At 69.2% G+C, this 24569-nt stretch carries 25 protein-coding genes and 1 pseudogene; 8 read left to right on the top strand and 18 right to left on the bottom strand.

Annotation, left to right across the window (positions count from 1 at the left end):
• The 3 genes from ACYVE7_RS08830 to ACYVE7_RS08840 all read right to left on the bottom strand — a co-directional run.
• A partial coding sequence (locus tag ACYVE7_RS08830; protein WP_460364088.1) for an NAD(P)H-hydrate epimerase occupies positions 1–1032 on the bottom strand: 1032 nt, incomplete at its 3' end.
• 13 nt (positions 1033–1045) lie between these two features.
• Positions 1046–1396 (bottom strand): holo-ACP synthase, encoded by a 351-nt coding sequence (locus tag ACYVE7_RS08835; protein WP_460364089.1) that lies wholly within the window; start codon positions 1394–1396, stop codon positions 1046–1048.
• 82 nt (positions 1397–1478) lie between these two features.
• Positions 1479–2108, bottom strand: coding sequence for a hypothetical protein (locus tag ACYVE7_RS08840; protein WP_460364090.1), 630 nt, complete (start codon positions 2106–2108; stop codon positions 1479–1481).
• 351 nt (positions 2109–2459) lie between these two features.
• Here ACYVE7_RS08840 and ACYVE7_RS08845 point away from each other — a divergent pair, with 351 nt between their 5' ends.
• The 3 genes from ACYVE7_RS08845 (at position 2460) to ACYVE7_RS08855 (ending at position 5562) form a co-directional block, all read left to right on the top strand.
• Positions 2460–3347: a helix-turn-helix domain-containing protein gene (locus ACYVE7_RS08845; protein ID WP_460364091.1), complete on the top strand. Its 888-nt coding sequence runs from the start codon at positions 2460–2462 to the stop codon at positions 3345–3347.
• 127 nt (positions 3348–3474) lie between these two features.
• Positions 3475–3678: a DUF397 domain-containing protein gene (locus ACYVE7_RS08850; protein ID WP_460364092.1), complete on the top strand. Its 204-nt coding sequence runs from the start codon at positions 3475–3477 to the stop codon at positions 3676–3678.
• A gap of 159 nt (positions 3679–3837) precedes the next feature.
• The gene (locus tag ACYVE7_RS08855; RefSeq protein WP_460364111.1) at positions 3838–5562 is read left to right on the top strand and encodes a SpoIVB peptidase S55 domain-containing protein; all 1725 of its coding nucleotides are present in this window, start codon (positions 3838–3840) and stop codon (positions 5560–5562) included.
• Between the two features lie 42 nt (positions 5563–5604).
• Here the strand turns inward: ACYVE7_RS08855 and glmS are convergent, their stop codons facing one another.
• Positions 5605–7449: a glutamine--fructose-6-phosphate transaminase (isomerizing) gene (gene glmS / locus ACYVE7_RS08860; RefSeq protein ID WP_460364093.1), complete on the bottom strand. Its 1845-nt coding sequence runs from the start codon at positions 7447–7449 to the stop codon at positions 5605–5607.
• A 65-nt stretch (positions 7450–7514) separates the two neighbouring features.
• Between glmS and coaA the strand changes: the two genes are divergently transcribed.
• Positions 7515–8456, top strand: a complete 942-nt coding sequence (coaA, locus tag ACYVE7_RS08865; RefSeq protein WP_460364094.1) for a type I pantothenate kinase — start codon at positions 7515–7517, stop codon at positions 8454–8456.
• 138 nt (positions 8457–8594) lie between these two features.
• Here coaA and ACYVE7_RS08870 read toward each other — a convergent pair whose 3' ends face one another.
• The 3 genes from ACYVE7_RS08870 to ACYVE7_RS08880 form a co-directional block, all read right to left on the bottom strand.
• Positions 8595–9245, bottom strand: a complete 651-nt coding sequence (locus ACYVE7_RS08870) for an RloB family protein (RefSeq protein ID WP_460364112.1) — start codon at positions 9243–9245, stop codon at positions 8595–8597.
• Between the two features lie 80 nt (positions 9246–9325).
• Complete coding sequence (locus tag ACYVE7_RS08875) at positions 9326–10561, bottom strand: AAA family ATPase (protein WP_460364095.1); 1236 nt, start codon at positions 10559–10561, stop codon at positions 9326–9328.
• A 203-nt stretch (positions 10562–10764) separates the two neighbouring features.
• Positions 10765–10992, bottom strand: coding sequence for a hypothetical protein (locus tag ACYVE7_RS08880; protein ID WP_460364096.1), 228 nt, complete (start codon positions 10990–10992; stop codon positions 10765–10767).
• Between the two features lie 435 nt (positions 10993–11427).
• On the opposite strand from ACYVE7_RS08880, the gene ACYVE7_RS08885 reads away from it, so the two are divergent.
• Positions 11428–12186: a GntR family transcriptional regulator gene (locus tag ACYVE7_RS08885; protein ID WP_460364097.1), complete on the top strand. Its 759-nt coding sequence runs from the start codon at positions 11428–11430 to the stop codon at positions 12184–12186.
• Between the two features lie 236 nt (positions 12187–12422).
• On the opposite strand, the gene ACYVE7_RS08890 is transcribed toward ACYVE7_RS08885, so the two are convergent.
• From ACYVE7_RS08890 to ACYVE7_RS08915, 6 genes are all read right to left on the bottom strand, one after another.
• Complete coding sequence (locus ACYVE7_RS08890; protein WP_460364098.1) at positions 12423–13139, bottom strand: ABC transporter permease; 717 nt, start codon at positions 13137–13139, stop codon at positions 12423–12425.
• Positions 13139–13981, bottom strand: coding sequence for an ABC transporter ATP-binding protein (locus ACYVE7_RS08895; RefSeq protein WP_460364113.1), 843 nt, complete (start codon positions 13979–13981; stop codon positions 13139–13141). Before ACYVE7_RS08895 ends, ACYVE7_RS08890 begins: the two co-directional genes overlap by 1 nt.
• Before the next feature lie 65 nt (positions 13982–14046).
• Entirely contained in the window at positions 14047–14973 is a 927-nt protein-coding gene (locus ACYVE7_RS08900) for an ABC transporter permease (RefSeq protein ID WP_460364099.1), read from the bottom strand.
• Complete coding sequence (locus ACYVE7_RS08905; RefSeq protein WP_460364100.1) at positions 14970–15830, bottom strand: ABC transporter ATP-binding protein; 861 nt, start codon at positions 15828–15830, stop codon at positions 14970–14972. Before ACYVE7_RS08905 ends, ACYVE7_RS08900 begins: the two co-directional genes overlap by 4 nt.
• Before the next feature lie 143 nt (positions 15831–15973).
• A complete protein-coding gene (locus ACYVE7_RS08910; protein ID WP_460364101.1) occupies positions 15974–16951 on the bottom strand; it encodes a Gfo/Idh/MocA family protein in 978 nt (325 codons plus the stop codon).
• 20 nt (positions 16952–16971) lie between these two features.
• Positions 16972–17922, bottom strand: a complete 951-nt coding sequence (locus tag ACYVE7_RS08915) for a DUF389 domain-containing protein (protein ID WP_460364102.1) — start codon at positions 17920–17922, stop codon at positions 16972–16974.
• A gap of 75 nt (positions 17923–17997) precedes the next feature.
• Here ACYVE7_RS08915 and ACYVE7_RS08920 point away from each other — a divergent pair, with 75 nt between their 5' ends.
• Positions 17998–18735: an HNH endonuclease family protein gene (locus ACYVE7_RS08920; RefSeq protein ID WP_460364103.1), complete on the top strand. Its 738-nt coding sequence runs from the start codon at positions 17998–18000 to the stop codon at positions 18733–18735.
• Here the strand turns inward: ACYVE7_RS08920 and ACYVE7_RS08925 are convergent.
• Positions 18732–19064 (bottom strand): luciferase domain-containing protein, encoded by a 333-nt coding sequence (locus ACYVE7_RS08925; protein WP_460364104.1) that lies wholly within the window; start codon positions 19062–19064, stop codon positions 18732–18734. The two genes, ACYVE7_RS08920 and ACYVE7_RS08925, sit on opposite strands and share 4 nt — an antisense overlap.
• A 208-nt stretch (positions 19065–19272) precedes the next feature.
• Between ACYVE7_RS08925 and ACYVE7_RS08930 the strand changes: the two genes are divergently transcribed.
• Complete coding sequence (locus tag ACYVE7_RS08930; protein ID WP_460364105.1) at positions 19273–19416, top strand: hypothetical protein; 144 nt, start codon at positions 19273–19275, stop codon at positions 19414–19416.
• Here the strand turns inward: ACYVE7_RS08930 and ACYVE7_RS08935 are convergent.
• The 4 genes from ACYVE7_RS08935 to rplM all read right to left on the bottom strand — a co-directional run bounded on the left by ACYVE7_RS08935 (position 19403) and on the right by rplM (position 23935).
• Positions 19403–21394 (bottom strand): HelD family protein, encoded by a 1992-nt coding sequence (locus ACYVE7_RS08935; RefSeq protein ID WP_460364107.1) that lies wholly within the window; start codon positions 21392–21394, stop codon positions 19403–19405. The genes ACYVE7_RS08930 and ACYVE7_RS08935 overlap by 14 nt on opposite strands.
• 50 nt (positions 21395–21444) lie before the next feature.
• Positions 21445–22788 carry a phosphoglucosamine mutase gene (gene glmM / locus ACYVE7_RS08940; RefSeq protein WP_460364108.1) on the bottom strand — a complete coding sequence of 448 codons (1344 nt, stop codon included), beginning with the start codon at positions 22786–22788 and terminating at the stop codon, positions 21445–21447.
• Between the two features lie 80 nt (positions 22789–22868).
• On the bottom strand, positions 22869–23372 hold the full coding sequence (rpsI, locus tag ACYVE7_RS08945; RefSeq protein WP_460364109.1) for a 30S ribosomal protein S9: 504 nt from the start codon (positions 23370–23372) through the stop codon (positions 22869–22871).
• A gap of 107 nt (positions 23373–23479) precedes the next feature.
• Positions 23480–23935, bottom strand: a complete 456-nt coding sequence (gene rplM, locus ACYVE7_RS08950; RefSeq protein WP_460364110.1) for a 50S ribosomal protein L13 — start codon at positions 23933–23935, stop codon at positions 23480–23482.
• Between the two features lie 262 nt (positions 23936–24197).
• Here rplM and ACYVE7_RS08955 point away from each other — a divergent pair.
• Positions 24198–24569 (top strand): annotated as a pseudogene (locus tag ACYVE7_RS08955) (hypothetical protein); the annotation flags it as partial.

A 24569-nucleotide genomic window follows, 5' to 3' on the forward strand; every position in this document is an offset into this window, starting at 1 on the left:
GAGCCGCGCCAGGACGGTCAGCGCGTCGGCGTCGACCAGCACCGGAACCGCGCTGGCCAGGACGGCCTTGAGCAGCCGTTCGGCCCGCTCGTCCGTGCCCAGGCCAGGCCCGACCGCCCATGCTTCGACCCGTCCGACGGGGTCGAGGTCGGTGGCGGCGTCCGGCAGGACCGTCGTGACGGCCTCGGGCCACCGCTGCCGCACCAGCTCGACCACCCCGGCGCTGGAGGCGAACCGCACCATTCCGGCGCCGCCGTGCAGCGCCGACCCGGTCGCCAGGACCGCCGCGCCCGTGTAGAGATCGCCCCCGGCGATCACGCCGACCACGCCGCGCCGGTACTTGTCGGACTCGGCGCCCGGCCGGGGCAGGTGCAGATCGGCGGTGCTCGCGGCGATCACCGCGGGCGCCTCGGGCAGGTCGAGACCGAGGTCGATCAGCTCGACCACACCGGCGTGGGAGGCGCCGGGGTCGATGAGCAGGCCCGGTTTGAGCGCGCCGAACGTCACCGTCACATCGGCCTGGACGGCTTCGCCCTCGACCTCGCCGGTGTCGCCGTCCACCCCGCTGGGCAGATCGCAGGCGATCACGGCGGCGTCGTCGGGGATCCGGCGCACCAGTTCGGCGTAGTGCCCGCGCAGCGCGCCCTTCCCGCCGATCCCGACCAGCCCGTCGATCACCAGGTCGACGCCGTCGAAACCGTCGTCCGCCGCCACCCGCCCACCGGCGGCGCGGAAGGCGGCCAGCGCGGCCTCGTGGACCGTCGACCCCGCCAGGACGGCCGTCACCGCGGCGGCCCGGCGGGCCAGCCTGGCCCCCGCGTAGAGGGTGTCGCCTCCGTTGTCGCCCGAGCCGACCAGCAGCAGGATCCGGGTGCCGTAGACCTGGTCGAGGAGGCGTGCGCAGACCGCCGCGAGCCCCGCCGCGGCCCTATCCATCAGGGTTCCGGCGGACATCAGGGTTCCGACAGGCAGCCGGGCGAACGCGGCCGCCTCTGCCGCACGGATCTGCTCGACGGAATAGGCGTAGCGCATGGTGCTCCTCGGCTCAGGATTCGGCGATCACTATCGCCGTGGCGATGCCCCCGTCGTGGCTCAGCGACACATGCCACGACCGAATTCCCAACGGCTCGGCGACGGCCGCGATGGTGCCCTTGACGTGCAGAGACGGCCGGCCCAGCGCGTCGCGGCGGATCTCGGCGTCGGTCCAGAGCAGCCCGCCGGGCGCGCCCAGAGCCTTCGCCAGGGCCTCTTTCGCGGCGAACCGCGCCGCCAGCGAGCGGGGCGGCAGCTCCCGTTCGGTCTCGGTGAACAGCCGTTCCCTGAGCCGCGGCGTCCGCTCCAGCGAGCGTTCGAACCGCGCGATGTCCACCACGTCGATGCCCACACCCACGATCATGGGTCGATCGTAGTTTCCCGGTCGTGAGGTTCCGTCGCCGTCCTCGCCCCCGCGGCACGACGGCGACGGAAGTCAGCGGGCGTCAGGCGGCGCCGAGCCGCAGCAGCGGGGCGAGGACCAGGGCGGGCGGCGCCGTCCTGATCCGGCCGCGACGGCTCCGGCCGCCGCAGGTCACCCGGACGGTCCGCGCGAACGCGTCCGAGCAGATTCCCTCGTAGCGGTGTTTGACGATGGAGAAGAAGATCTCGTCGGAGATCACGACGACGAGCGGCCCGCCGGACGTCCGGAGGGCGTCCTTGACCGCGCGGGAGTCGACGAGACGGCACGCCACGTCGATCTCCTCGCCGAACGGGCCTCGCGGGTCGATGTGCACCTCACCGGCGTGGATCGCGAGCCGCAGCCGCAGCCCGCGCATGGCGCGCTCGGGTTCGGGCAGCGCCCGGTCGTACTCGGTGAGCAGCCGGTCCAGTTCGGGCACCAGCGGATGCAGGAGCAGGGTCTTGGGCACCCGGTCGTCGGGCGGGACGAGGATGAGGACTCCGTCGCCCCGGTCGGTGAACCGGCAGAGCGAGCCGTCGATCCCGGCGGCCGCGAACGCCTGGGCGAGCAGTTCGTAGACCGTCCGGCGCAGTTCCTGTTTGATCGGGTTGGTCCGCAGCGGACCGGTCGACCCTTCGATGTCGACGACGAGAATGCTCCGGTGTACGGGCATACAAGGCAGGGGCACGGCATCCCTCCGTCTCCGGCCAGGAATCGGCCGGTCGGCAGCGGGTGGGGGGAAGTGGGCCGTGGAGCTCTCCACGACCGGTTGGCCCGAGCAGCGCCCTTGCTTCGCGGGCCTCAAACGCAGCTGTCCGTTAGACATGTCCGAGGCAGGCCTATGCCTGAATTGTCCATGCCTTGAGATGATGATGCAAGTTGCATCGCACCATACAGTGCAGAAATTCTTCCCGAATCGAGCAGCAGGCGACGATCTTCCGTTCCTGCTCTAGACCTCCGCAGAATCTCGCGGGTAGCGTGCAAGTTGCACCGTGGCCGCAGGCTCTCCAACGGCGGAGGGAACATGGCAGCACCGAGAACTCAGACCATTCGCCAGCGCAGACTGGGCACGGAACTCCGGAAACTCCGCGAGGACAGCGGACTGACCGGCGAAACGGTCGCCGCGCGCTTCTCCTGGAGCACGGCGAAAGTGAGCCGGCTGGAAACCGCGAAGACCAGCGCGACCGTCGCCGACGTCGATCTGCTGCTCCAGCTCTACGAGGTCGGCGGCGGCCGGCGTCGGGAACTCCTCGCCCTCGCCCATGACGCCAGGGAACGCGGCTGGTGGATGGACCTGCCCGGCGTCGACCCCGAGTACTCCGAGTTCATCGCCATGGAGGACGAGGCCGACGCCCAGCTCCTCTGGGAGACCGCCGTCATCCCCGGCCTGCTCCAGACCGAGAACTACGCCAAAGCGATCATCGGTTTCTGGAACGCCCTCACCAGCAAGCCGCCCGCGGAGCTCCAGCGGCTCGTCGACATCCGGATGCGGCGCCAGCACGTCCTGATCAGGCCCGTCCCGCAGCGGCTCACCTGCGTCCTGGACGAATCGGTGCTGCTGCGCAGGCACGCCACCCCCGCGATCATGCGCGAGCAGCTCCTGCACCTGGTCAAGCTCAGCCAGGAACCCACCATCGATCTGCGGGTGCTGCGGCTCAACGGCCCGCAGCCGCTCGTCGCCGAACCGTTCATGCTGCTGGAGTTCCGCGACGTCCACGACGTCACCTTCCCCGACATCGTGCACACCGAGGGCCTGACCGCGAACCACCGCGAGAACGAACGCGACGTCCACAAATACCGTCGCGCGTTCGAACAGCTCAGCGCCGCCGCCCTGTCGGTCGAGGGCAGCCGCCTTCTGATCGAACGGATCGCCCGCGAAACCTGGGGAATCGACACCGTGCGGAGCCACTGAGGTTTTACAGCGGTTTTACAACACCAGACTCGGCATTCACTCGCGCCGCTTCCGCCTCCCTTCTACCCTCCCCCCTGGGGGCCCGCAATGTCGCGAGCCCAAAGTGCCACTGACAGAGGGGTAGAAGGTGTCGTCCTTCGAGTTGCCGTCCCAGAATGAGATTTCCACTCTGCTCTGGCGTAAGTCCTGCCATGCGAATGGCCAGTGTGTCGAGATCGCGCCTCACAAGGGCGGCATCGCGATTCGCGACAGCAAGAACCCCGACGGTCCGGTCCTCAAAGTCTCCGCCCGGTCCTTCCGCGGACTCGCCCCGACCGGGCGCACCGCCTAAGCCATCCGAGAGCGGCCCCGTCCTCCACCGAGGGCGGGGCCGTTCTGGTTGGCGGCGGGCACCGGCTGATTCCGGCCAACTACACCGGGCAACGTCCACCACCGCGCGCGTGTCCTGGGAGAGGGTGACTCACACCACAACGGGAGGCAAGAAGTGAAGATGCGTAGGCTGGCCGTCGCAGGGGTGCTCGTCGCGCCGCTGCTGTCGGTTCCGGGGGCGCTCGCGGTCGCGGGGGCAGGGCAGTGTCCGGCGGATTATCCGGTGGCGAAGGTGAAGGCGGGGCTCGCGGGGTACGGGCTGACCGTCGTGAAGGGCACGGAACCGGAGCGGTTCTCGTGGAAGGTCCTCGACGTGCTGGCGGACGGGATCGCGCCCGGCGTCGACCTGATCGTCGTCGAGACGGAATCACCCGCGATCGACAAGGTCGGCGGGATCTGGGCGGGCATGTCGGGCTCGCCGCTGTACACCTCGGACGGCCGGATCCTCGGCGCGCTCAGCTACGGGTTCGCGGGCGGCCCGTCGAAGCTCGCCGGGATCACCCCGGCCGGTGACATGCGGCGGCTGCTGCCCGCCAAGGTCGCGGTGTCGGCGAGGACCGCGCGGGCCCTCCGCGCTCCGGGGGCGGGGCTCAGCCAGCTTCCGGTGCCGCTGGGCGTTTCGGGGCTCGGCAAGGCGCGGATCGACAGGTACAACAAGCAGCTCGCGAAGGCCGGGTCGGCGATCCGGCTGACGCCGTCGTCGGCGTCCAAGGGCAGGCACGCGACCGGCGGGCAGATCAAGGCGGGCGGCAACTTCGCGGCGGCGCTCACCTACGGCGACGTCACGGTCGGCGCGGTCGGCACCGCCACCATGGTCTGCGGGTCGGACGTCCTGGCGTTCGGGCACCCGTTCGAGCTGCGCGGCAAGGTCAACTACAGCGCGCACGCGGCGAGCGCCGTGACGATCGTCAAGGACGAGTCGTTCCTCGGCTCCTACAAGCTCGCCAACATCGGTGACGTCGTCGGCACCACCACCCAGGACCGGCAGACGGCGATCGCCGCCCGGCTCGGCCAGTGGCCGAACGGCACCCCGATCACCGCGACGGTCCGCTACGAGGGCCGCTCCCGGACCGGCACCACGGTCGCCAACCAGGCGGTCCATGTGCCGGGCGCGGCGGCGATGCACCTGGTCACGGACGTCGACCGGGTCCGTGACGCCTACAGCGGCGGCTCGGCCACCCTCACCTGGACGGTCAAGGGCGTCGCCGGCGGGAAGCCGTTCACGCTGACCAGGTCGAACCGGTTCGCATCCGGGCTGGTCGAGAACGATCTGTCGGCGGTCCTGCCGTCGGAGGCGGTGTCGCTGCTCGGCGGCCTGTACGCCAACCGGTTCGCGGCCGTGCGGTTCACGAGCGTCAAGGCCACCGCGGACGTGTCGGACTCCTTCGGCCAGTACACGCTGGGCGCCGTCGCGGTGAAGTCGGGCGGCAAGTGGAAGACCCTCAAGGCCGATTCGACGCTGGCGGCGAAGGCGGGGTCGACGGTCGAGCTGCGGGCGCAGCTCGTCCAGTACCGGGGCAGGACGGTGTCGACGGTCGTCAAGGCGGTCGTGCCGAAGCAGCGGAAGGGGTCGACCGGAACCTTGACCGTCTCGGGGCAGAACGGCGCTTATCTGGTCGGGGCGGAGTGCCTGTTCCTGAGTTCCGGGGAGTGCGCGGCGGACGTCAGGGCGTCGTCGTTCGCCGGGCTGGTCGGGAAGCTCGGAAAGCTGCCGCGCAACGACGATCTGCTGGTGGGCTTCGGGTTCGAGGCGTCCGGGAAGCTGCCCGCGGGGACCCTCGAGGTGCGGAAGCGGCTCGACAAGATCGTCGACGGGCAGTTCTCCGTCCCGTTCGTGATCAAGTGAGCGTGGGCCGGGCCCGTGGAGACGGGCCCGGCCTCGCCGGTGCTACTCGACGGTGACGGACTTGGCGAGGTTCCGCGGCTGGTCGACGTCATGGCCCTTGGCGGTGGCCAGCTCGCAGGAGAACACCTGCAGCGGGATGGTCGCCACCAGCGGCTGGAGCAGGGTCGGCACCGCGGGGACCTCGATGAGCGTGTCGGAGTAGGGCGCGACCGAGGTGTCGCCCTCCTCCGCGATCACGATGGTCCTGGCGCCGCGCGCCCTGATCTCCTGGATATTGGAGACGATCTTGTCGTGGAGGACGTCGCGGGCGCGCGGCGGCACCACCACGATCACCGGCAGGCCCTCCTCGATCAGCGCGATCGGACCGTGCTTCAGCTCGCCCGCCGCGAACCCCTCGGCGTGCATGTAGGCGAGCTCCTTGAGCTTGAGCGCGCCTTCCAGGGCGACCGGGAAGCCCACGTGGCGGCCCAGGAACAGCACCGACTTGACGTCCGCGAGCGAGCGGGCCAGCTCACGGACCGGGCCCATCGTGCTGAGGACCTGCTCGACCTTCTCCGGCATGGAGCCCAGCAGCTGCACCATCGCGAAGACCTCATCGCCCCACTTGGTGCCGCGGACCTGCGCGATGTACAGCGCGATCAGATAGACCGCGACGAGCTGGGTGAGGAAGGTCTTGGTGGCCGCGACCCCGACCTCGGGGCCCGCGTGGGTGTACAGGACGCCGTCGCACTCGCGGGGCATGGTCGAACCGTTGACGTTGCAGATGCACAGCACCCGCGCGCCCTGCTCACGGGCGTGCCGGACCGCCATCAGCGTGTCCATCGACTCGCCCGACTGGGAGATCGCGATCACCAGGGTGCGGGCGTTGAGGATCGGGTCGCGGTAGCGGAACTCCGAGGCGACCTCGACCTCGCAGGGCAGGCCCGCCCAGTGCTCGATCGCGTACTTGGCGATCAGTCCGGCGTGGTAGCTGGTGCCGCAGGCGATGATGACGATCTTGTCGATCTCGCGGAGCTGGGCGTCGGTGATCCGCATCTCGTCGAGCGTCAGCCGGCCGTCGCGGCCGATCCGGCCCAGCAGGGTGTCGGCGACGGCGCGCGGCTGCTCGGCGATCTCCTTGAGCATGAAGTAGTCGTAGCCGCCCTTCTCGGCGGCGGACACGTCCCAGTCGACGTGGTATTCGCGGACCTCGGCGGGACGGCCGTCGTAGTCGGTGACGGTCACACCGTCGCGGCGCAGCTCCACGACCTGGTCCTGGCCCAGCTCGATGGCGTCGCGGGTGTGCTCGATGAACGCGGACACGTCGCTGGCCAGGAAGTTCTCGCCGTCACCGCGGCCGACGACCAGCGGCGAGTTGCGGCGCGCGCCGACGACCGTCTCGGAGTCCTGGGCGTCGACGGCGACCAGCGTGTAGGCCCCTTCGAGCTGGCGGCAGACCCGGCGCATCGCCTCGGCCAGCGGATATCCCGCCTTCACTTCCTCTTCCAGCAGGTGCGCGACGACCTCGGTGTCGGTCTCCGACCCGAAGACGTGGCCGCGCTCCTCCAGATGCGCCTTCAGCGACGCGAAGTTCTCGATGATCCCGTTGTGGATCACCGCGATCCGGCCGCCGCAGTCCAGGTGCGGGTGGGCGTTGCGGTCGTTCGGCGAGCCGTGCGTCGCCCACCGGGTGTGCCCCAGCCCGATCGTCGAGGCGGGCGGCGGCTCCTCGTCCAGGATCTTCCGCAGGTTGACCAGTTTCCCGGCCTTCTTGGCCGTCGCCAGCGTCCCGTCGACGACGAGGGCGATGCCCGCCGAGTCGTATCCGCGGTACTCCAGCCGTGCGAGCCCGTCCACCACTACCTGCTGGGCCTGCTGCCCGCCCACGTACCCAACGATTCCACACATGACGGCCAGCGTACCCGGGTGCCGCCCGCCGAGCCCGTGATCACACACGGATACCCTGGCTCCTCGTGAGCACACCCTGGGAGAACACACCGAGCCCTTATGTCGAGTTCTCCCGACATGCCTGGCGTGAGCTACGGGCCAAGACCCCGCTGACCCTCACCGAATCCGATCTGGACGATCTTCGTGGTCTGACCGATCCGATCGGCATCGACGAGGTCGAGGACGTCTATCTTCCGCTCAGCCGGCTGCTCAACCTGTTCTTCACGGGCGACAGCGGGCTGCGCGACACGCTGACGATGTTCCTCAACGAACCGGTCCGCCCGACCCCGTTCGTGATCGGCGTGGCGGGTTCGGTGGCCGTCGGCAAGTCGACGGTCGCCCGCCTCCTCCAGGCCCTCCTGGCCCGCTGGCCGGAGCACCCCCGGGTGGAATTGGTCACCACGGACAATTTCCTCTACCCGAACGCGGAGCTGGCGGCCCGCGGCCTGATGAACCGCAAGGGTTTCCCCGAGTCCTATGACCGTCGCGCCCTGCTCCGCTTCGTCTCCTCGATCAAGGCGGGCGCCCGCGAGCTGACCCTCCCGGTCTACTCGCATCTCGCCTACGACATCCTGCCGGGCGAACGCCAGACGGTCCGCGCCCCCGACATCCTCATCCTGGAAGGCATCAACGTCCTCCAGGTGCCCCCGGCCGGCGCTCTGGCCGTCTCGGACTATTTCGATTTCTCCATCTATGTCGACGCGAAAGTCGACCATATCCGCCAGTGGTACCTGGACCGTTTCCTGGCGCTCCGCAAAACCCGCTTCGAGGATCCGCGCTCCTATTTCCACGAGCAGACCCGCACCCAGTCCGACTCCGAAGCCCTCGCTTTCGCCACCTCGGTCTGGCACGAGATCAACGAACGCAACCTCACGGCCAACATCCTCCCCACCCGAGCCCGAGCCACCCTGATCCTAGAAAAAGCCCAAAACCACTCCGTCCACCGAATCCGCCTCCGCCGCATCTAACAACCAAACCCCGCCCCATCAGAGCCCAGCAGCCAAGATCAGGTCACGAAGGCGAGAACCCCGGCCGCCTCCGGAACCGAGATGGCCGGGGGTGTCACTGCCGCAGGATCGAGCCGGGTGAAAGTGGCATGGCACTCGCTATCGCTCCGAGGAGGAGGCGAACCATAAGGAGACGACGCCGAGGGCACGAAGGATCCGATGAACTTCGGTGGAGGGGTCGCAGTCGAGGAGCTGGGTGCAGTCGTCGGCGTGCTCGATGGGCCCGCAGCGGCCACTCGGGCATCCCGCGGTCAGCCGAGACGCAAGGTCGGCGGCGTGCTGCTCCTTCTCCAGCAGGGATGAGAACAGCTCCAGCGTGACGATCTTGTCGAACGAGTCCCAGCCTTTGACCTGTTTGAGCCGCTGGGCGACGGCCCTCTGATCTCCGCCAAAGCCGCCGGGCGGGCCGGGCGCGAAATGGAGCAGAAGCCAGAGTTCGAAGCAGGCGTGAGAGAAGGCGACCGAGACTCCCTCCCTCCGCGCATGGGCGAGAGAGCTGCGCAGAGCACCGTCCGGGGTGTCGTCTTTGTCGAAGACAGCCCAGAACTGGGCTTGGGCGACGCCGCGGTGCTCCCGCCGCTGACGGGCGGCCTCCTGAACAGCGGGAAGCGGCTTGTACCCGTTGAACTGCTTGCTCTTGCCCGGCTTGGGAGGCGTGGGGGTGATATGAAGCGCCAATCCCAGACGGTCGCGGAACTCGCTCGCCAAAGCGCCGAAATAAGTGCATTCGGTCAAGCCCTCGCAGACGATGAAAAAGACTTTCCTTCGTCTGTTCGTCCCTGGCTGGAAGCGGGGAGCCGACTGGCCCTACGGGGAGCCTTGCTTCCGAGTCACGAGGCGGTTCCTGCCGCCGAGAGGGTCTCGGCCACCTCTCCTACGTTCAGCGCGGGAATGCCCCCATAGGCCCCGGCGAGGTAGTTGCGGTCGAGTGCCTCGGTCTTGCGGGGGCGGGCGTCGGTCAGCGGGTAGACCTCGGATACTCCGTCGCGGGATTTGACCGTGATTCGGACCTGGTCGCGTTCCAGGGGCTGGAACAGGTGCGTTCGGCCCAGCAGGCTGGGATCGTGGACGGTACAGACGAGCTGGGCGTTGTTCGGATTGGCGTCGGCGTCATGGAACAGCCGGAGGACCTCGGCGGCCAGCAGCGGGTGGAGGCTGATGTCGAGTTCGTCGACCAGCAGGACCGCGCCCTTGTCGAGGGCTTCCAGGAGCGGCCCGATGAACGCGAACCAGGAGCGTGTGCCCATCGATTCCTGGAGTTCGTAGTCCAGCGGTACGAGTCCCCCTGGCCCTCGGTGCAGTAGGCGTAGATCACCGGTTCCGGCATCGACCTCGGCTCCGTCGACGCCCAGATCGGCCACCTTCAGCAGTTCGGAGATGCGGTCGCGGTGGCGCGGCTCGTCGTACATCTTCCGGGTGAAGGTGTGCCGTTCGTCGTAGTCACGACCCGGGCTGACCCACCAGAGGTTGTGTTTGAACCAGTCGTGGACGGGCATGAGGAACGGCTGGTTGAAGGCGGCCGCCACGGTCAGGAAGAGAGCGTTCGGCCGGGTCTGCGGCACCAGGCTCTCCTTGGGGCCTTTCAGCCCTTCCCCGGGAAAGACGATCAGTTCGGCGGAGTCGGCGTCGCGTTCGAACCAGACCTGTCTGCGGGTCTGCCCGCCGGGGTAGGCGTGTAGCCACTCCGATTCGACCCGTTCGTCGGAGACCTCGAAGCCGTAGACGTAGCGGTCGCCCTCGATCACCATGTCCACCTCGTACAGCGAGGCGACACCACGGGCTGAGCTCTCCAGCGCGAAGGGCTCACGAGGGACGGCGTCGAGCGGCGCCCAGCCGTGCACGGAATTGAGGACGGCCTGACGCATCCACCGCATGGCGTGCAGGACGTTCGACTTGCCGGAGGCGTTGGAACCGTAGATCGCGGTAGCGGGAAGGTAGCCCATCTCGCCGTCCCCAGACAGGCCCGCCGGACGTCGGGAATCCTGATTGAACTTCGACGCCGCGAACCAGACTTCGAACTCATCACGGAACGACCTGTGGTTGACGCCCCTGAAGCGAAGCAACACGACTGCCCCTCCGATCGACCTGTTCATCCATCCTAAGCCGATCGCTGCAGATTATCTACACAGAATCCCATCTAACAGTTAAAGCGCTGCCTCTGAACACCACCGTGACAACCCTTCGAACGCGGGTCGTGTCCACCCGTCCGGGCCGCGAAGGCTGGTCGGACTCCGAGCCGACCAGCCTTCATCGCCACCCCACCATGCCGTCACCGCGCCCGGTTGACGCATCCCCAGCTCACCGCCGTCGCAGACCCGGCCGAACCGGTCGACTCGCCGCCGGGTGCCACGGCGCCCGCCACAAATGCGGACACCGCCGCGAGCCCGGACCAGGCAACGACCGCCTCCCGCGTCCGCCCAGACGTCCCCGCGACCATCGCACGACCCGACACGGCCAGCCCTCCGAGCTCCGCCGACAGGCCCGATCGAGAACTCATCTCGCGTACCGTCCTTTCGGCGTCATGAGCGAACGGATCTCAGCGGCCGCCGCCCTGACCTCGGTTGCTTCCAGCGGCCCGGCGGCTCGCATGAACGCGATGCCGTCCCCTGCTTCGGACGTCATTCGCGGGACGCAGGTGATCGTCTCCGCTAGGGGCTCGCCCTGCCTCGTGAGCACGCGAACCGCAGGAGCTCTGCGCCCGTCCATCGTGATCGTCACGAGCCGCGCGGCCAGGTCATCGCCCTCGTTCAGGAGGGAGTTCAGAGACTGGAGTGCGATTCTGCATCGTTCGAGCGGGGTCACACGGCCTCCCGACATCTAACGTCTAATGTTTGGTGACCCAAGGGTCTACCTTGATCTACACAACGTCAAGGGGAACGTCTAACGTTTGCGTTATCTCGTATGCTGCTGTCACCGACAGGAGAGGGATTCGATGAGCAGGCCGTCGTACCGCGATCTCGCAGCGATCATGCGGTTGGAGATCCAGAGCGGCGTGTACGAACGTGGTTCGACCCTGCCACCCGAGCCCGAACTCGCCCAGCGCTTCAACACCACGCGCGCGACGATCAACAACGTGCTTCGCGTGCTGCGCGCCGAGGGCTTGATCTCCACCCAGCAGGGAAGGGGCACCTACGTGACAGCCATGTCTCGCCGCATCACGCGGAACGCGATGATCCGATACCGCAAAGAGTCGCGGGAGAACGGTGTCGGCGCGTTCGACAGCGAAGTCCGCAGGCTGGGGATGACCCCGCGTTCAGATCTCGTGGTCTCGCGCGTCATTCCGCCCGCAGAGGTCGCCGCGATCCTGGGCACGCCTGAGGGCGCTGAGGTCGTGATCCGCTCGCGGCGCATGTTCGCCGACGAGACACCCGTCCAGATCGCGCCGAGCTACATCCCTCTCGACATCGCCGCCGGGACAATCTTGGAGGAACGGGACCAGGGGACGGGCGGCATGGTCAGCCGGATGGCGGATCTCGGGTACCGCCAGGTCCGCATGACCGAACGCGTCGACGTCCGTCCGCCGACCGAAGACGAAACCGACTTCCTTCAGATGAGCCCCGACCAGCGCGTCTTCGTCGTCACCCACGTCGGGTGGACGGCCGAGGGCCGCCCCGTCGAGGTCTGCACCCACATCATGCCGACGCACTACTGGTCACTCGACTACGAATGGGCCGTAGACCCGCAGGCGTGACGAGCGAAGCCAGCAGCACCGCCTATGGTCCACGGCCTCCACCACCCCGACGCGCGGAACCCTCACCATCGCGTTCCAAGGCGACACCCCATTGGGCGTGACCAGTTCGGCTGTGGCTGGGCTGACCGGCCCGGGGGGTGTCGGGGGGCGGAGCCCCCTGACCGGGGGCTGGGGGCTGGGCCCCCAGATGGCGCTGCCTGAGCGGAGCGAAGAGCGAGGGTTGCCGCTCGCGGGGGTCAGCCTTCGGAGGAGGCGATGGTGAGTTTGCTGAGTTTGGTGGTGGCGAGGATCAGGCCGGTGGCGGTGGCGAGGGTGAGGAGGATCAGGGCGGTGGGGAGGCTGATGTCGGGGGTGATGGACTGGGTGGTGGTGAACTGGTCGACGACGCGGAGGGACCACTGCTGGACGCTCAGGGTCTTCGCGCCGGGGGCGAAGCTGCCCAGGAGCGCCTCCCAGACCATCGCGTAGATCATGCCGATGACGACGGCGTTGCGGGAGTAGACGGCCAGCGCGACGAACAGGGCGCTGTAGGCGATGGCGCCGAGGAACGTGCCGAGGCCGAAGGCGAACGGGAGTTCCGGGTTGGCGTCCAGGATGATCGCGGCGAGGATCGTCGGGAACACCGCGAACACCGTGGTCAGGAGCAGCGCGCACAGGAACTTGGTGAAGATGACGGAGCTGCGGCTGATCGGCTTGGTCAGCACGTAGATGATCTGGCCTTCGTCGATCTCCGGGCCGATCACTCCGGTCCCGGCGATGACGGCGAGCAGCGGCAGCAGCGTCGCCAGCGCGAAACCCTGGAGCACGCCCACTTCGACGTCGAGGGTGTTGTGGTCGCCGGCCCGCAGGAACAGGGAGAGGCCGAGCAGGATCAGCGGGGCCAGGAACAGCAGGATGACGCGGCGGCGGCCGAGCATTCCGCGGAGGGTCATCGAGGCGATCGTCGGGTTCATCAGTTGCCCACCAGGTAGCTGAAGACGCTTTCCAGCGACTCGTCGGACGGAGCGACCTCCCACAGCCGGACCCCGGCGTCCTTCGCGACGCGCGGCAGCAGCCAGGTGAAGCGCTGGAAGTCGGTGGCCTCGACCTGGATGCCGTCCTTGCTCAGCTGGACGCCGCCCGCCGAACCGTCGGCGATGATCGCCGAGGCGAGGGCGCGGTCGTCGCTGGAGCGGACCGTCACCTGGTAGGGCCGGTCGGTCATGAGCCGGCGGATCTCGCGGAAGTCGCCGGACGCGGCGTGCCGCCCCGACACGATCACTTCGATCTGGGTGGCGAGCCGCTCCACCTCCTCCAGGATGTGGGAGGAGAACAGGATGGTGCGGCCTTCGGCGGCCATCCGCTTGATCAGCTCCATGAGCTGGAGGCGCTGGCGCGGGTCCATCCCGTTGAACGGCTCGTCGAGCAGCAGCACGGACGGGTCGTGGACCAGCGCGCTGGCCATCTTGATCCGCTGCTTCATGCCCTTGGAGTAGGTGCCGATCGACCGGTCGGCCGCGTAGTCCATCTCCACCATCGTGATCGCACGCGCGGCCGCCGCACCCGGATCGGGCAGTTTGTGGAGTTTGGCCATCGCGAGGATGAACTGCTTGCCGGTCAGATAGTCGTAGGCGGTCTCCCGCTCGGGCACCAGCCCGATGTTCCGGTACACCGACGGGTTGTGCCAGATCGGCGTCCCGTCGAGCGTCAGGGTGCCGAACGAAGGCTCCAGAAAGCCGCCCATCATGTGGATGAGGGTCGACTTCCCGGCGCCGTTCGGCCCGAGCAGCCCCGTCACGCCGGGCCCGATCTCCATGGTGACGCCGTTGACGGCCACCACGTTCCCGTACCAGCGCGAAACGTCTTCGATCTTCAGTGTGGTCACTGTCCCGCCTTCCGGAACCGCAGCAGCAACAGACCCAGCGAACCGGTGACGACCAGCACGCACACCGCGAGGTACACCAGCCCGCCGCCCACGTGCGTCGGCCCGACGATCTCGCCTCGGGGCCCTGGCGAGGCGTGCAGCAGCCCTGTCTGCACCCCGTCGACCAGCCCGAACGGGGTGAACATCGGCGCCACCTTGAGCAGCGTGTAGTCGCCCGAGCTGAGCGAGACGCCCTGGATGATCAGCACCAGGACGTTCGAGATCCCGTAGACGGCCAGGATCGCCGCCACCCCGAACCCGCGCCGCGGCGTGTAAGCCGAGATCACCAGCGCGAACGACGACAGCACCAGCGCGAACAGCACGCAGCCGGCGAGCGCCGCGAGCCACAGCCCCGTCTGGTGGGCGACGGTCGGCACGGTCTCGTACCCGCCGCGCTCCTCGACGGCCTGCACCATCCCCGACCGCGTCAGCAGGAACCCGGCGTGCAGCAGGGTCACCGGCGCGGCCGTGATCGCGAACAGTGCCGTGACGAGCGCCCCGAACTTCGCGGCGACGAAGTCGAAGGTCCGCACCGGGCGCGAGAAGTACAGCGGCACGGTCCGGAACCGGATCTCCCGCGACGCGACGATCGGCGCCTGCGCCGCCAGGAAGATCGCGATCACGGGTTGGAGCAGGAACGTGTAGTAGGAGTAGTTCCAGAGCAGTTCCGGCTGCTTGACCAGCGCCAGAACCGTGATGTCGCCCGCGATCGGCAGCAGCGCGATCGCCAGCATCAGCACCGGGACGATCTTCGCTTTGGCCCCGCGGCCGAGCCCGAAGATCGCCCGCAGGTTGTACACGTAGAGCGACCGGACCACGAAGGCGCGGCCCAGCCGCGGCCCGTCGTAGTGCCGGTATCCGATGTCGTGGATGGCCGTGGTCACTGCTGGAACACCTCCTCGATGTGGTGGCGGGCCTGTTCCATGCGGACCAGGGCCAGGCCGAGCTCCACGACGCCGTCGCGGATCTGGTCGTAGGTCTTCTCGTCGGCGATCTCGATCACCAGATGCCGTCCGTCGGGCCGGACGGTGACGCCGCGCTCGTGCAGCAGCCGTCCCAGATCGTCGCGGGCCTCGGCGGACTCGCCGGACACCTCGACGAGCAGCGTGCCGGAGGTCTGGGTGAACGCCTCGACGGCCTGGGCGCGCAGCAGCCGTCCGCCGTCGATGATGACGACGTTGTCGCAGACCCGTTCCAGCTCGCCCAGCAGATGCGACGTGACCAGCACACTGATCCCGAACTCGGTGCCGATCCGCCGGATCAGGCCGAGCATCTCGTCGCGGCCGTTGGGGTCGAGGCCGTTGGTGGGCTCGTCGAGGAAGACGAGCTGCGGGTCGTGGACCAGCGCCTGCGCCAGTTTCACCCGCTGCTTCATCCCGGTGGAGTACCCGCCGATGGGCCGGTACCGCTCCTCGTACAGGCCGACATGGCGCAGGACGTCGGCGGCGCGTTCGCGTGCGGCGGTCGCGGGCAGCCCCGACATCCGCGCCATGTGCACGACGAACTCGGTCGCGGAGACGTCGGGCGGCAGGCAGTCGTACTCGGGCATGAACCCGACCCGGTCCCTGATCTTCGCGCCTTCGGTGGCGATGTCGAGGCCGAGCACCTGCGCGTGGCCCGAGCTCGGCGGCAGCAGCCCCAGCAGGATCTTGATGAGGGTGGACTTGCCGGCGCCGTTGGCGCCTACGAGCCCGGTGACCCCGGGTTCTACGGCGACGCTGAGCGACTCCAGCGCGGTCACCCGAGGGAACCTCATGGAGAGGTCCCGGGTGGCAATGATCGGCATGGTGGCCAGGTTATGAGGGGTTCGCACCCTGCGTCATCACCCGTGAGAGCGACGTGCCATCCTCCCCAGGGCGGCCCCGCCCCCGACCCTGAGGACGGTCACTCCCCCGGATACCGGACGCCGAGGGCCGCGCGGGCCCCGTCGAGCAGCTCCATGATCGCGATGGTCTCGGCGTGCGGGACGAGCGGGCTCTCGATCAGTCCTTCGGCCAGGCACCGTTCGACCTCGGCGATCTCAGGCCCGTAGCCATGGCCCTGACCTGCGATCGGATCGTCGATCAGGGTGGTGTGCCCGCCGCTGTGCAGGGTCAGCGCGGACGGCCGGCAGACCCCGTCCAGCCGGATCCAGCCGGTGGTGCCGAGGATCGCGGCCTGGTCGGGCGCGAGCGTGGACGCGCCGCAGCGGAGCTGGACGCGCGGGTCGCCGCCGTACAGCCAGGTCATGGCGACGGTGTCGTCGGCGCCGGTCGGGGCGAGGGTGCCGGCGGTCTGGACGGTGTCGGGCGCCCCGAACAGCAGATAGGCGAGTGTCACCGGGTAGATACCCAGGTCGAGCAGCGCGCCGCCGCCGTTGGCCAGCTCGTAGAGCCGGCTCGCCGGATCGAACGGCAGCCCGATGCAGAACTCGGCGCGCATCCCGCGCGGCTCGCCGATCGCGCCCTCGCCGATCAGTTCGACGGTCCGCCGGACCAGCGGGTTGAGCCGTATCCACATGGCCTCCATCGCGAACACGCCCGCCTGCTTGGCCGCGTCGAGGACGGTGCGGGTGTCGGCGGCGTTCAGGCAGACCGGCTTCTCGATCAGCACGGGCTTGCCCGCCTCGATCGCGAGCAGCGCCTGGTCGCGGTGGTGCGGGTGGGTCGTCGCGATGTACACGAGATCGACGTCCGGGTCGTGCACCAGCTCGGTGTAGTTCCCGTAGGAGCGGGCGGCGCCGTGCCGGGCCGCGAACCGCGCGGCGCGCTCCGGATCGCGTGCCGCGACGGCCCCGACCACGCTTCCCGCGCTCAGCGCGACGTCCGCGCAGACCGCGTCGGCGATCCCGCCGGCCCCGATGATTCCCCAGCGTACGGTCACTTCGTGCTCCTTCGATCAGCTCAGACCGTACCGCCTCTGCGCAGCCGGACGGCGCGCCAGACCGTCCGCTGGACGAACAGGGTCACCACCCCCGCGATGATCATTCCGGCGAGGTTGATCCCGAGCTGGAGGATCGAACCCTCGATCTCCGACTTGTGGCCGAGCGCCAGCGCGACGGCCAGGTTGCCCGCCGCCGGCACCGTCGTCACCGAGATGAACACCCCGACCAGCGCCGCCGAGTTCCCCGCCGTCAGCGACAGCACGCCCGCCGCGCCCGCCAGCAGCGCGACGATGAACGACCAGCGGTCCGGGCTGTAGACGAACCCGGTCTGGGGACGTTCCGTGGGCAGCGCGTCCAGGTCGATCACGCCGATCGCGTGGCTCACCCAGGCGCACACGAACGTGATGGTGATGGCCACTCCGAACCCGATCACCAGGGTGCGCAGGGCGGTGCCGATCCTGCGCAGGTCGCCGAAGAGGATGCCGTAGGAGATCGCGGCGACGGCGGAGAACTCGGGGCCGAGCACCATCGCGCCGACCACCAGCACCGAGGAGTCGATGAGGGCGGCGATCCCGGCGAGCTGGGTGGCCAGCGCCAGGAAGGCGATGAACGCCCAGGTCAGCGTCGACTGTTCGGTGATCTTCTCGTCGAGGGCGCGCCAGATCACGGCGTCGTCGCCGTGGCCGGGGGCCTCGCGCTCGGCGTCGTCGAAGACCTCGCCGACCGCGATGTCGAGGTTCTCCAGCGTGATCGAACCGCGCTGTTCGACGCCCAGGGCGGTGAGGCTCTGGAGCAGGTCGTCGGCGCTCTCCCTGGCGATGTCGGCGGTGACGACGTCGCCTCGCGGCTCGCGCGCGGCGCCGGGGAACACCATCAGATTCGTGGCTCCGACATGCTCCCGCAGGAGTGTCTCCACGGTCGCGGTCAGCTCGGCCGGAACGATCGTTCGCAGATACAGCACGAACTCCATGATTCCGGATCTCGCCCGCGTGTGCCGGGCGTAACCTGAGGGCGTTTTCCCGACAAACCTTAAGGATGTGGAGCAATGCTCGGCCGTTTCCTGGTCGGCGGGCTGGCCTCGGTGCTGACCGTCACGCTTCTGTCCGGGTGCGCGGGCACCGACGCCGACTCCTCCACGGCGCAGCAGGGGAAGAACGGCCGCGCCGCCGTCCCGCTGGACAACCCCGAAGGCGTGAAGGCGGGGCTCGCCCAGCTCACGCGCGACAGCGCGGGACGCACCGTCATCGACAAGGTCCGCACCGCGGGCCGCGGCCCGAAGACGGGCTACGCGCGTGACCGGTTCGGCCCCACCTGGACCGACACGGCCGATGGCGTCGCGCTGGCCCGCAACGGCTGCGACACCCGCAACGACGTGCTCGCCCGCGACGGCGAGGACGTCGAGTACCGGTCGGGTTCCGACTGTGTCGTCGTCGGGATGACCCTGCACGACCCCTACACCGGCAAGAAGATCACGTTCGAGAAGGCGAAGGCTTCGGCCGTCCAGATCGACCATGTGATCCCGCTGTCGTACGCGTGGCAGATGGCGGCGGCCCGCTGGACGGACGACAAGCGCGAGCAGCTCGCCAACGACCCGCTCAACCTGATCGCGACCGACGGCCCCACCAACGGTTCGAAGAGCGACTCGGGCCCGGCGTCCTGGCTGCCGCCGGACCGCGGCATCCGCTGCGCCTACTCGGTGCGGTTCGCGCAGGTCGCGCTCAAGTACGACCTGCCGGTGACCACGGCCGACAAGGACATCATGCGGACCCAGTGCGGCGGTTAACCGGCCGTCGCGGCGCAGGCGACCCGGCACCATGGACCGTTCCCGCCGGACGCCGCCTCATGCCCGGTCTTGATCGCGACACTGAGCAGCGACAGCAGCAGCCGCACGTCGTTGTCGCTCTGCAGCCGCATCCGGACGGTGTCCCTGCCGACCCGTACCCGCCCGGTCAGATCGAGCACCCGCCGCATCCGTTCCACCGCGGCCGCCCCCAGCCGCACCTCGGCGTCGTCCCCCGGATGCAGATGCGCGATCTCCCCGCCCCGGGCCCGCAGCCCGACCCCGCACTCCGCCTCCCCGACGATCACCGCCGGCCAGGCCCGCAAATGCACCAGAACCCTTTGCGTATAGGGACTTTCCGCGCGCGCAGCGTCCATCCCCCCATGCTCGCCCCCCGCCCCCTCCCACCGGAACAACCCCCACCCGAATCGTTACCATCCACTTCCCACCCCTTAACCCCCCGGCCGCCATTGCAAGATCCTTTACCGACTGCGACAATGCGGGTAACCCCACTGAGTGGGCAGAATTCGGGAGGCGCACATGACCGTCACACTGCTCATCGCCGCGGCACTCACCGCTCTGGCCGCGCGCCGCCTCCACCACCGTGACTCCCACGCCACGATCGATCTCGCGCACCGCCGTGACGCGCTGTCCACGAACGGCGGGCCGGTCAGCGGCCTCTGAGCTGCTCGGGAAGAGCCGCCGCGTGCAGGACCGTCAGTGACGTGACGGCTCGGGTCAGGGCTACGTAGAGGCGGGCCAGGCCGCGGGGTTCGGCGGTGGTGATGTCGGTGGGTTCGGTGACCAGGATGTGGTCGTATTCGAGGCCCTTGGCGAGGGTCGCCGGGATCAGGTGGACGCGTTCGGAGGCGACGCCGTCGTCGCTGAGGATCGCGTGGTCGAGGCCGTGGGCCTCGAGGGTCTTGGCGAGGGACGGGACGGTGGCGTCGGCGGCGATCACGCCGATGGAGCCGTCGCGGGACAGCGCCTCGATGACGGCGGTGACCAGGGCATCGGGGACGTCGCGGACCCGCCGGACCGACAGCGATCCTGGCCCCGGACGCAGCGAGCGGGGCGCGGCCAGCCCCGGCGCGATGTCCGGGAGCAGCGCCGCCGCGTAGTCGAGGACCTCCCGCGGCACCCGGAAGCCCAGAGTCAGCTCAGTGACCTCGCCGTCCTGCCCGAGATGTTCCAGCAGCTCCGCCCAGGTGCGCGTCGACCACGGCGTGGTGCCCTGCGCGAGGTCGCCGAGCACGGTCGCCGAGCCGGTCGCGCAGCGGCGGCCCAGCGCGCGCAGCTGCATCGGCGACAGGTCCTGCGCCTCGTCGACGACGAGATGGCCGATCGAACCGGTCCGCTCCAGCTGGTCGGCGAGATCGTCGAGCAGCGCGACGTCCGCGGAGGTCCATCTGACGGTCCGGTGCGTGCGCGGCGCCTTCTCCCACAGCAGCAGCGCCTGCTCCTCGTCGCTGAGCACACCGCGCGCCGCGCTCGCCAGGAACTCGGGCGACGACAGCAGCCGGTGCAGCACCTGCTGCGGGGTGACCTTCGGCCAGACCTGCTCGACCAGCGCCTTCACCGGTTTGGACCGCGCGACGGCGTCCTGCACACGGTCGTCGGGCGCCTCACCGCGCCCCTCCATCTGCACGAGCACGCGGTGCGCGAGCCGCTGCGCGAGCGCGTTCCGCCCCGCCCCGTACCGGGTGGTGCCGCGCAGCGACGCGACCAGCTCCCTGATCTCGTGGTCGGGGATCCGGTACCGCGACGCGCCCTTCACGAACAGCAGCCCGCTCTCGGGTTTGGCGAGATGCAGCCAGAGCGCCTTCTTCAGGACGGCCGCCATCCGCGCGTCGCCCTTCACCGCCGCGACGTCGAGTGGTTCGGTCCCGGTGGGCGTCCCGAGCAGGTCGTCGACGGTCGCCTGGTCGACCCGCACCTCACCGAGCGCAGGCAGCACACTGGCGATATAGGAGAGAAAAGCCCGGTTCGGCCCGACGATCAGCACCCCGCTGCGGCTCAGCCGCTCCCGGTGCGTGAACAGCAGGTATGCGGCCCGGTGCAGCCCCACGGCCGTCTTCCCGGTCCCCGGCGCGCCCTGCACGCAGACCGTGTCCGGCAGCGCCGCCCGGACGATCACATCCTGCTCCGGCTGGATCGTCGCGACGATGTCCCGCATCGGCCCGGAACGCGGCCGTTCGATCTCCTCGGTCAGCAGCCGTGACGGCCCGAGCTCCCGCCCGTCCAGGGTCTCGTCCTCGAACGCGGTGAGCTCCCCGCCCCTGAACCCGAACCGCCGCCGCCGCACGACGCCCATCGGCTCGCGCGGCCCCGCCTGGTAGAACGCCCGCGACACCGGCGCCCGCCAGTCCAGGACGAGCGCCGCGCCGCCGTCGTCGTGCACATGACGCCGCCCGACGTACACCGTGCCGGGCAGGTCCTCGATCTTCTGGTCGAGCCGGCCGAAGAACAGCGGGGTGTCGGGGTGGTCGGCGAGCGCCTGGATCCGGAGGTCGAGCAGCGACTCCAGCACCTGCCGCGACACCCAGTCGCCCGCCGCGTCCGCCGACAGCGACTCGGCGTGCTCCCGCATCGCGGTGAGCGCGGCCCGCGCCCCCGCCAGATGCGCCTGCTCGGCCTCCAGTACCCCGCTGCCGTCGGACATGCCGCTGCTCTCCTCCGAAAAATGGGCGAAGGATCGAGCTTACCCGAAGATCAGAGGTGGCAGCGGACGACCTCGGCGAGCCGCTCCGCGACGGCATGGGCCTGGTCCTCGGCCCGCGCCTCGACCATCACCCTGACCATGGGCTCGGTCCCGGACGGCCGGATCAGCACCCGTCCCGAATCCCCGAGCTCGGTCTCGGCCTGGACGATCGCGGCCTTCAGTTCGGGGCTGCTCTTCGCCCGGTCCTTGTCGACCCCCCGGACGTTGATCAGCACCTGCGGAAGCCTGGTCATGACCTTGGCGAGCTCGTCCAGCGGCAGCCCGCGCCGCGCCATCGCGGCGAGCAGGTGCAGACCGGTGAGGAGGCCGTCGCCGGTCGTCCCGTGCTCCAGCATGATCACGTGGCCGGACTGTTCGCCGCCGAAGCCGTAGCCGCCCCGCTTCATGGCCTCCAGCACGTACCGGTCACCGACGGCCGTCTCCAGGATGGTCAGACCGAAGTCGCGCAGCGCCAGCTTGAAGCCGAGGTTCGACATCACGGTCGCGACGACCGTCGCGGCCGGCAGCTTCCCGGCCTCGTGCAGTTCGAGGGCGAGGATCGCCATGATCTGGTCGCCGTCGACGATCTCGCCGCCCGCGGTGACGGCCAGGCAGCGGTCGGCGTCGCCGTCGAACGCGATGCCGGCGGCAGCACCGTGGGAGATGACGGCCGCCTGCAGCGCGTCCAGGTGGGTGGAGCCGCAGTGGGCGTTGATGTTGAGGCCGTCGGGCGCGGTGCCGATCTCGATGACGGTCGCGCCGGCCTCGCGCAGCAGTCCGGGCGCCAGTTCGGCGGCCGCGCCGTTCGCGCAGTCGACGACGACCTTCAGCCCGTCCAGCTTGGTGCCGCCGAGGGACGCCAGCAGGTGGCGTCCGTACCTGGCCACCTCGTGGTGGGCCTCGAACACGCGGCCGACGTGCTCGCCGGTCGGCGCCTGCCACTCCTCGCCGAGGTGCGCCTCGATCCGGTCCTCGATCTCGTCGGCCAGTTTGAAGCCGCTGCGGTCGAAGAACTTGATGCCGTTGTCGGGCGCGGGATTGTGCGACGCCGACAGCATGACGCCCAGATCGGCGTCCAGCACATGCGTCAGGTAGGCGACGGCCGGGGTCGGCAGCACACCGAGCCTGAGCACGTTCACACCGGCGCTGGCCAGGCCCGCCACCACGGCGGCCTCCAGGAACTCGCCGGACGCCCGGGGGTCGCGGCCGACGACGGCGACGGGCTTGTGCCCCTCGAACGCGCCGGCGTCGCCCAGCACCCGGGCCGCGGCGATGGACAGCTCCAGCGCCAGCCGCGGGGTGAGGTCGCGGTTGGCTAGACCGCGCACCCCGTCGGTTCCGAACAAACGACCCACGTAGATCACCCTTCCCGAGAACGCCAAAACGGCGGGCACCACATCGTGGTGCCCGCCGTGATGTCAAGCAAGCAGCGACATTAACGCTTGCTGTACTGCGGAGCCTTACGGGCCTTCTTGAGACCGGCCTTCTTACGTTCCTTGGCCCGCGGGTCACGGGTCAGGAAGCCGGCGGCCTTCAGCGGCGGACGGCTGTCGGGGTCGGAGATCTGCAGCGCGCGGGAGATGCCCATGCGGAGCGCACCGGCCTGGCCGCTGACGCCACCGCCGTGGACGCGAGCGATCACGTCCCACTGGCCGTCGAGGTCCAGGGTCACGAACGGGGAGTTCACCAGCTGCTGGTGGACCTTGTTCGGGAAGTACTCGTCGAGCTTGCGGCCGTTGACGCGCCACTGGCCGGTGCCCGGGACGATCCGGACGCGGGCGACGGCTTCCTTGCGGCGGCCCGTCGCGGACGCGGGGCCGGTGACGGCCGGCGTGCGGACGACGACCTCTTCGACCAGCTCGGTCTCGGTGGTGTACTCCGAGGGGACTTCCTCGTAGTCGGTCGCCTCTTCGGCGACGACTTCGGTGTTCTCAGACACGTTTCTCCTGATTTGGGTGTTCTAACCGGGGCGGCGGACCCAACGATCGGTTCCCCCTGGGCGCCCCAGCGGCCTCTTTTTCGGGTTGAAGCAGAAGCTTCGATCTACTACTTGCCGACGATCTGCGAGACCTGGGAGATCTCGAACGGGACCGGCTGCTGAGCGGCGTGCGGGTGGTTCGGGCCCGCGTAGACCTTCACCTTCCCGAACATGGCACGACCGAGCTTGTTCTTCGGCAGCATGCCCTTGATCGCCTTCTCGACGGCCCGCTCCGGGAACTTCTCGAGCAGGTCCTTGTAGGCCACGGCACGCAGACCACCCGGGTAACCGGAGTGGCGGTAGGCCTTCTTCTGCTCGAGCTTCTTGCCGGACAGAGCGATCTTGTCCGCGTTGATGATGATGACGAAGTCACCGGTGTCAACGTGCGGCGCGTAGATCGGCTTGTGCTTGCCCCGAAGCAGGATCGCGACCTGGCTGGCAAGGCGACCCAGCACGACATCGGTCGCGTCGATGACGTGCCACTGACGCTGCACGTCAGCGGGCTTAGGGGTGTACGTACGCACGGCGTAAGCCTTCGTTTCTGTCGACTGCGGAATCCAGATCCTCTAAGAGATGAAGGACCGGGGTGCCGGTATACAGGGATGCCTGGCAGGCACAACCGACACGGTTTGACAGTAGGCACTGTCGAACGAGCAGGATAACCGAGCTCGAGAGCACGGGTCAAAGCGGAGCCCCTTGAAAAAGATCATGGGTCCCCGATCCTGCTTAAATCCAAGTATGCCGCAGAGAACGTGATGCCTTGGCCATCACAGTAAGCTCCACACCATGGGTTATCCGGGAGACACCAACCAGCCGGGCGGACGCAGCAACGATCCCGCCTGGCCGGCGCAGCCTCAGCAGGGGGAAAGGTCCCCCTGGGACGGCGACCCCCTCGAAACCGAACTCGACTGGTCGCGCCACCCTTTGAGCGCCCCCGTCCCCACCGAGGACTCCAGGAACGCGGCCGTTCCCGAGCAGCCCGCGTGGGGCACGCCACAGCAGCCGCAGGCGCCGGACTCCCCGTGGCACGACGGTCTCGCCCAGCAGGCGTCCTGGCATGACGGCCAGGGCCCCGCGCCGGTGCAGCAGCAGCCCTGGGCCGCGCAGGAGACCCAGCAGACCTGGACGGACTCCCCCGGCGCGCTCTCGGCGTCGCCG

The organism is Actinocorallia lasiicapitis (genome assembly GCF_054778695.1).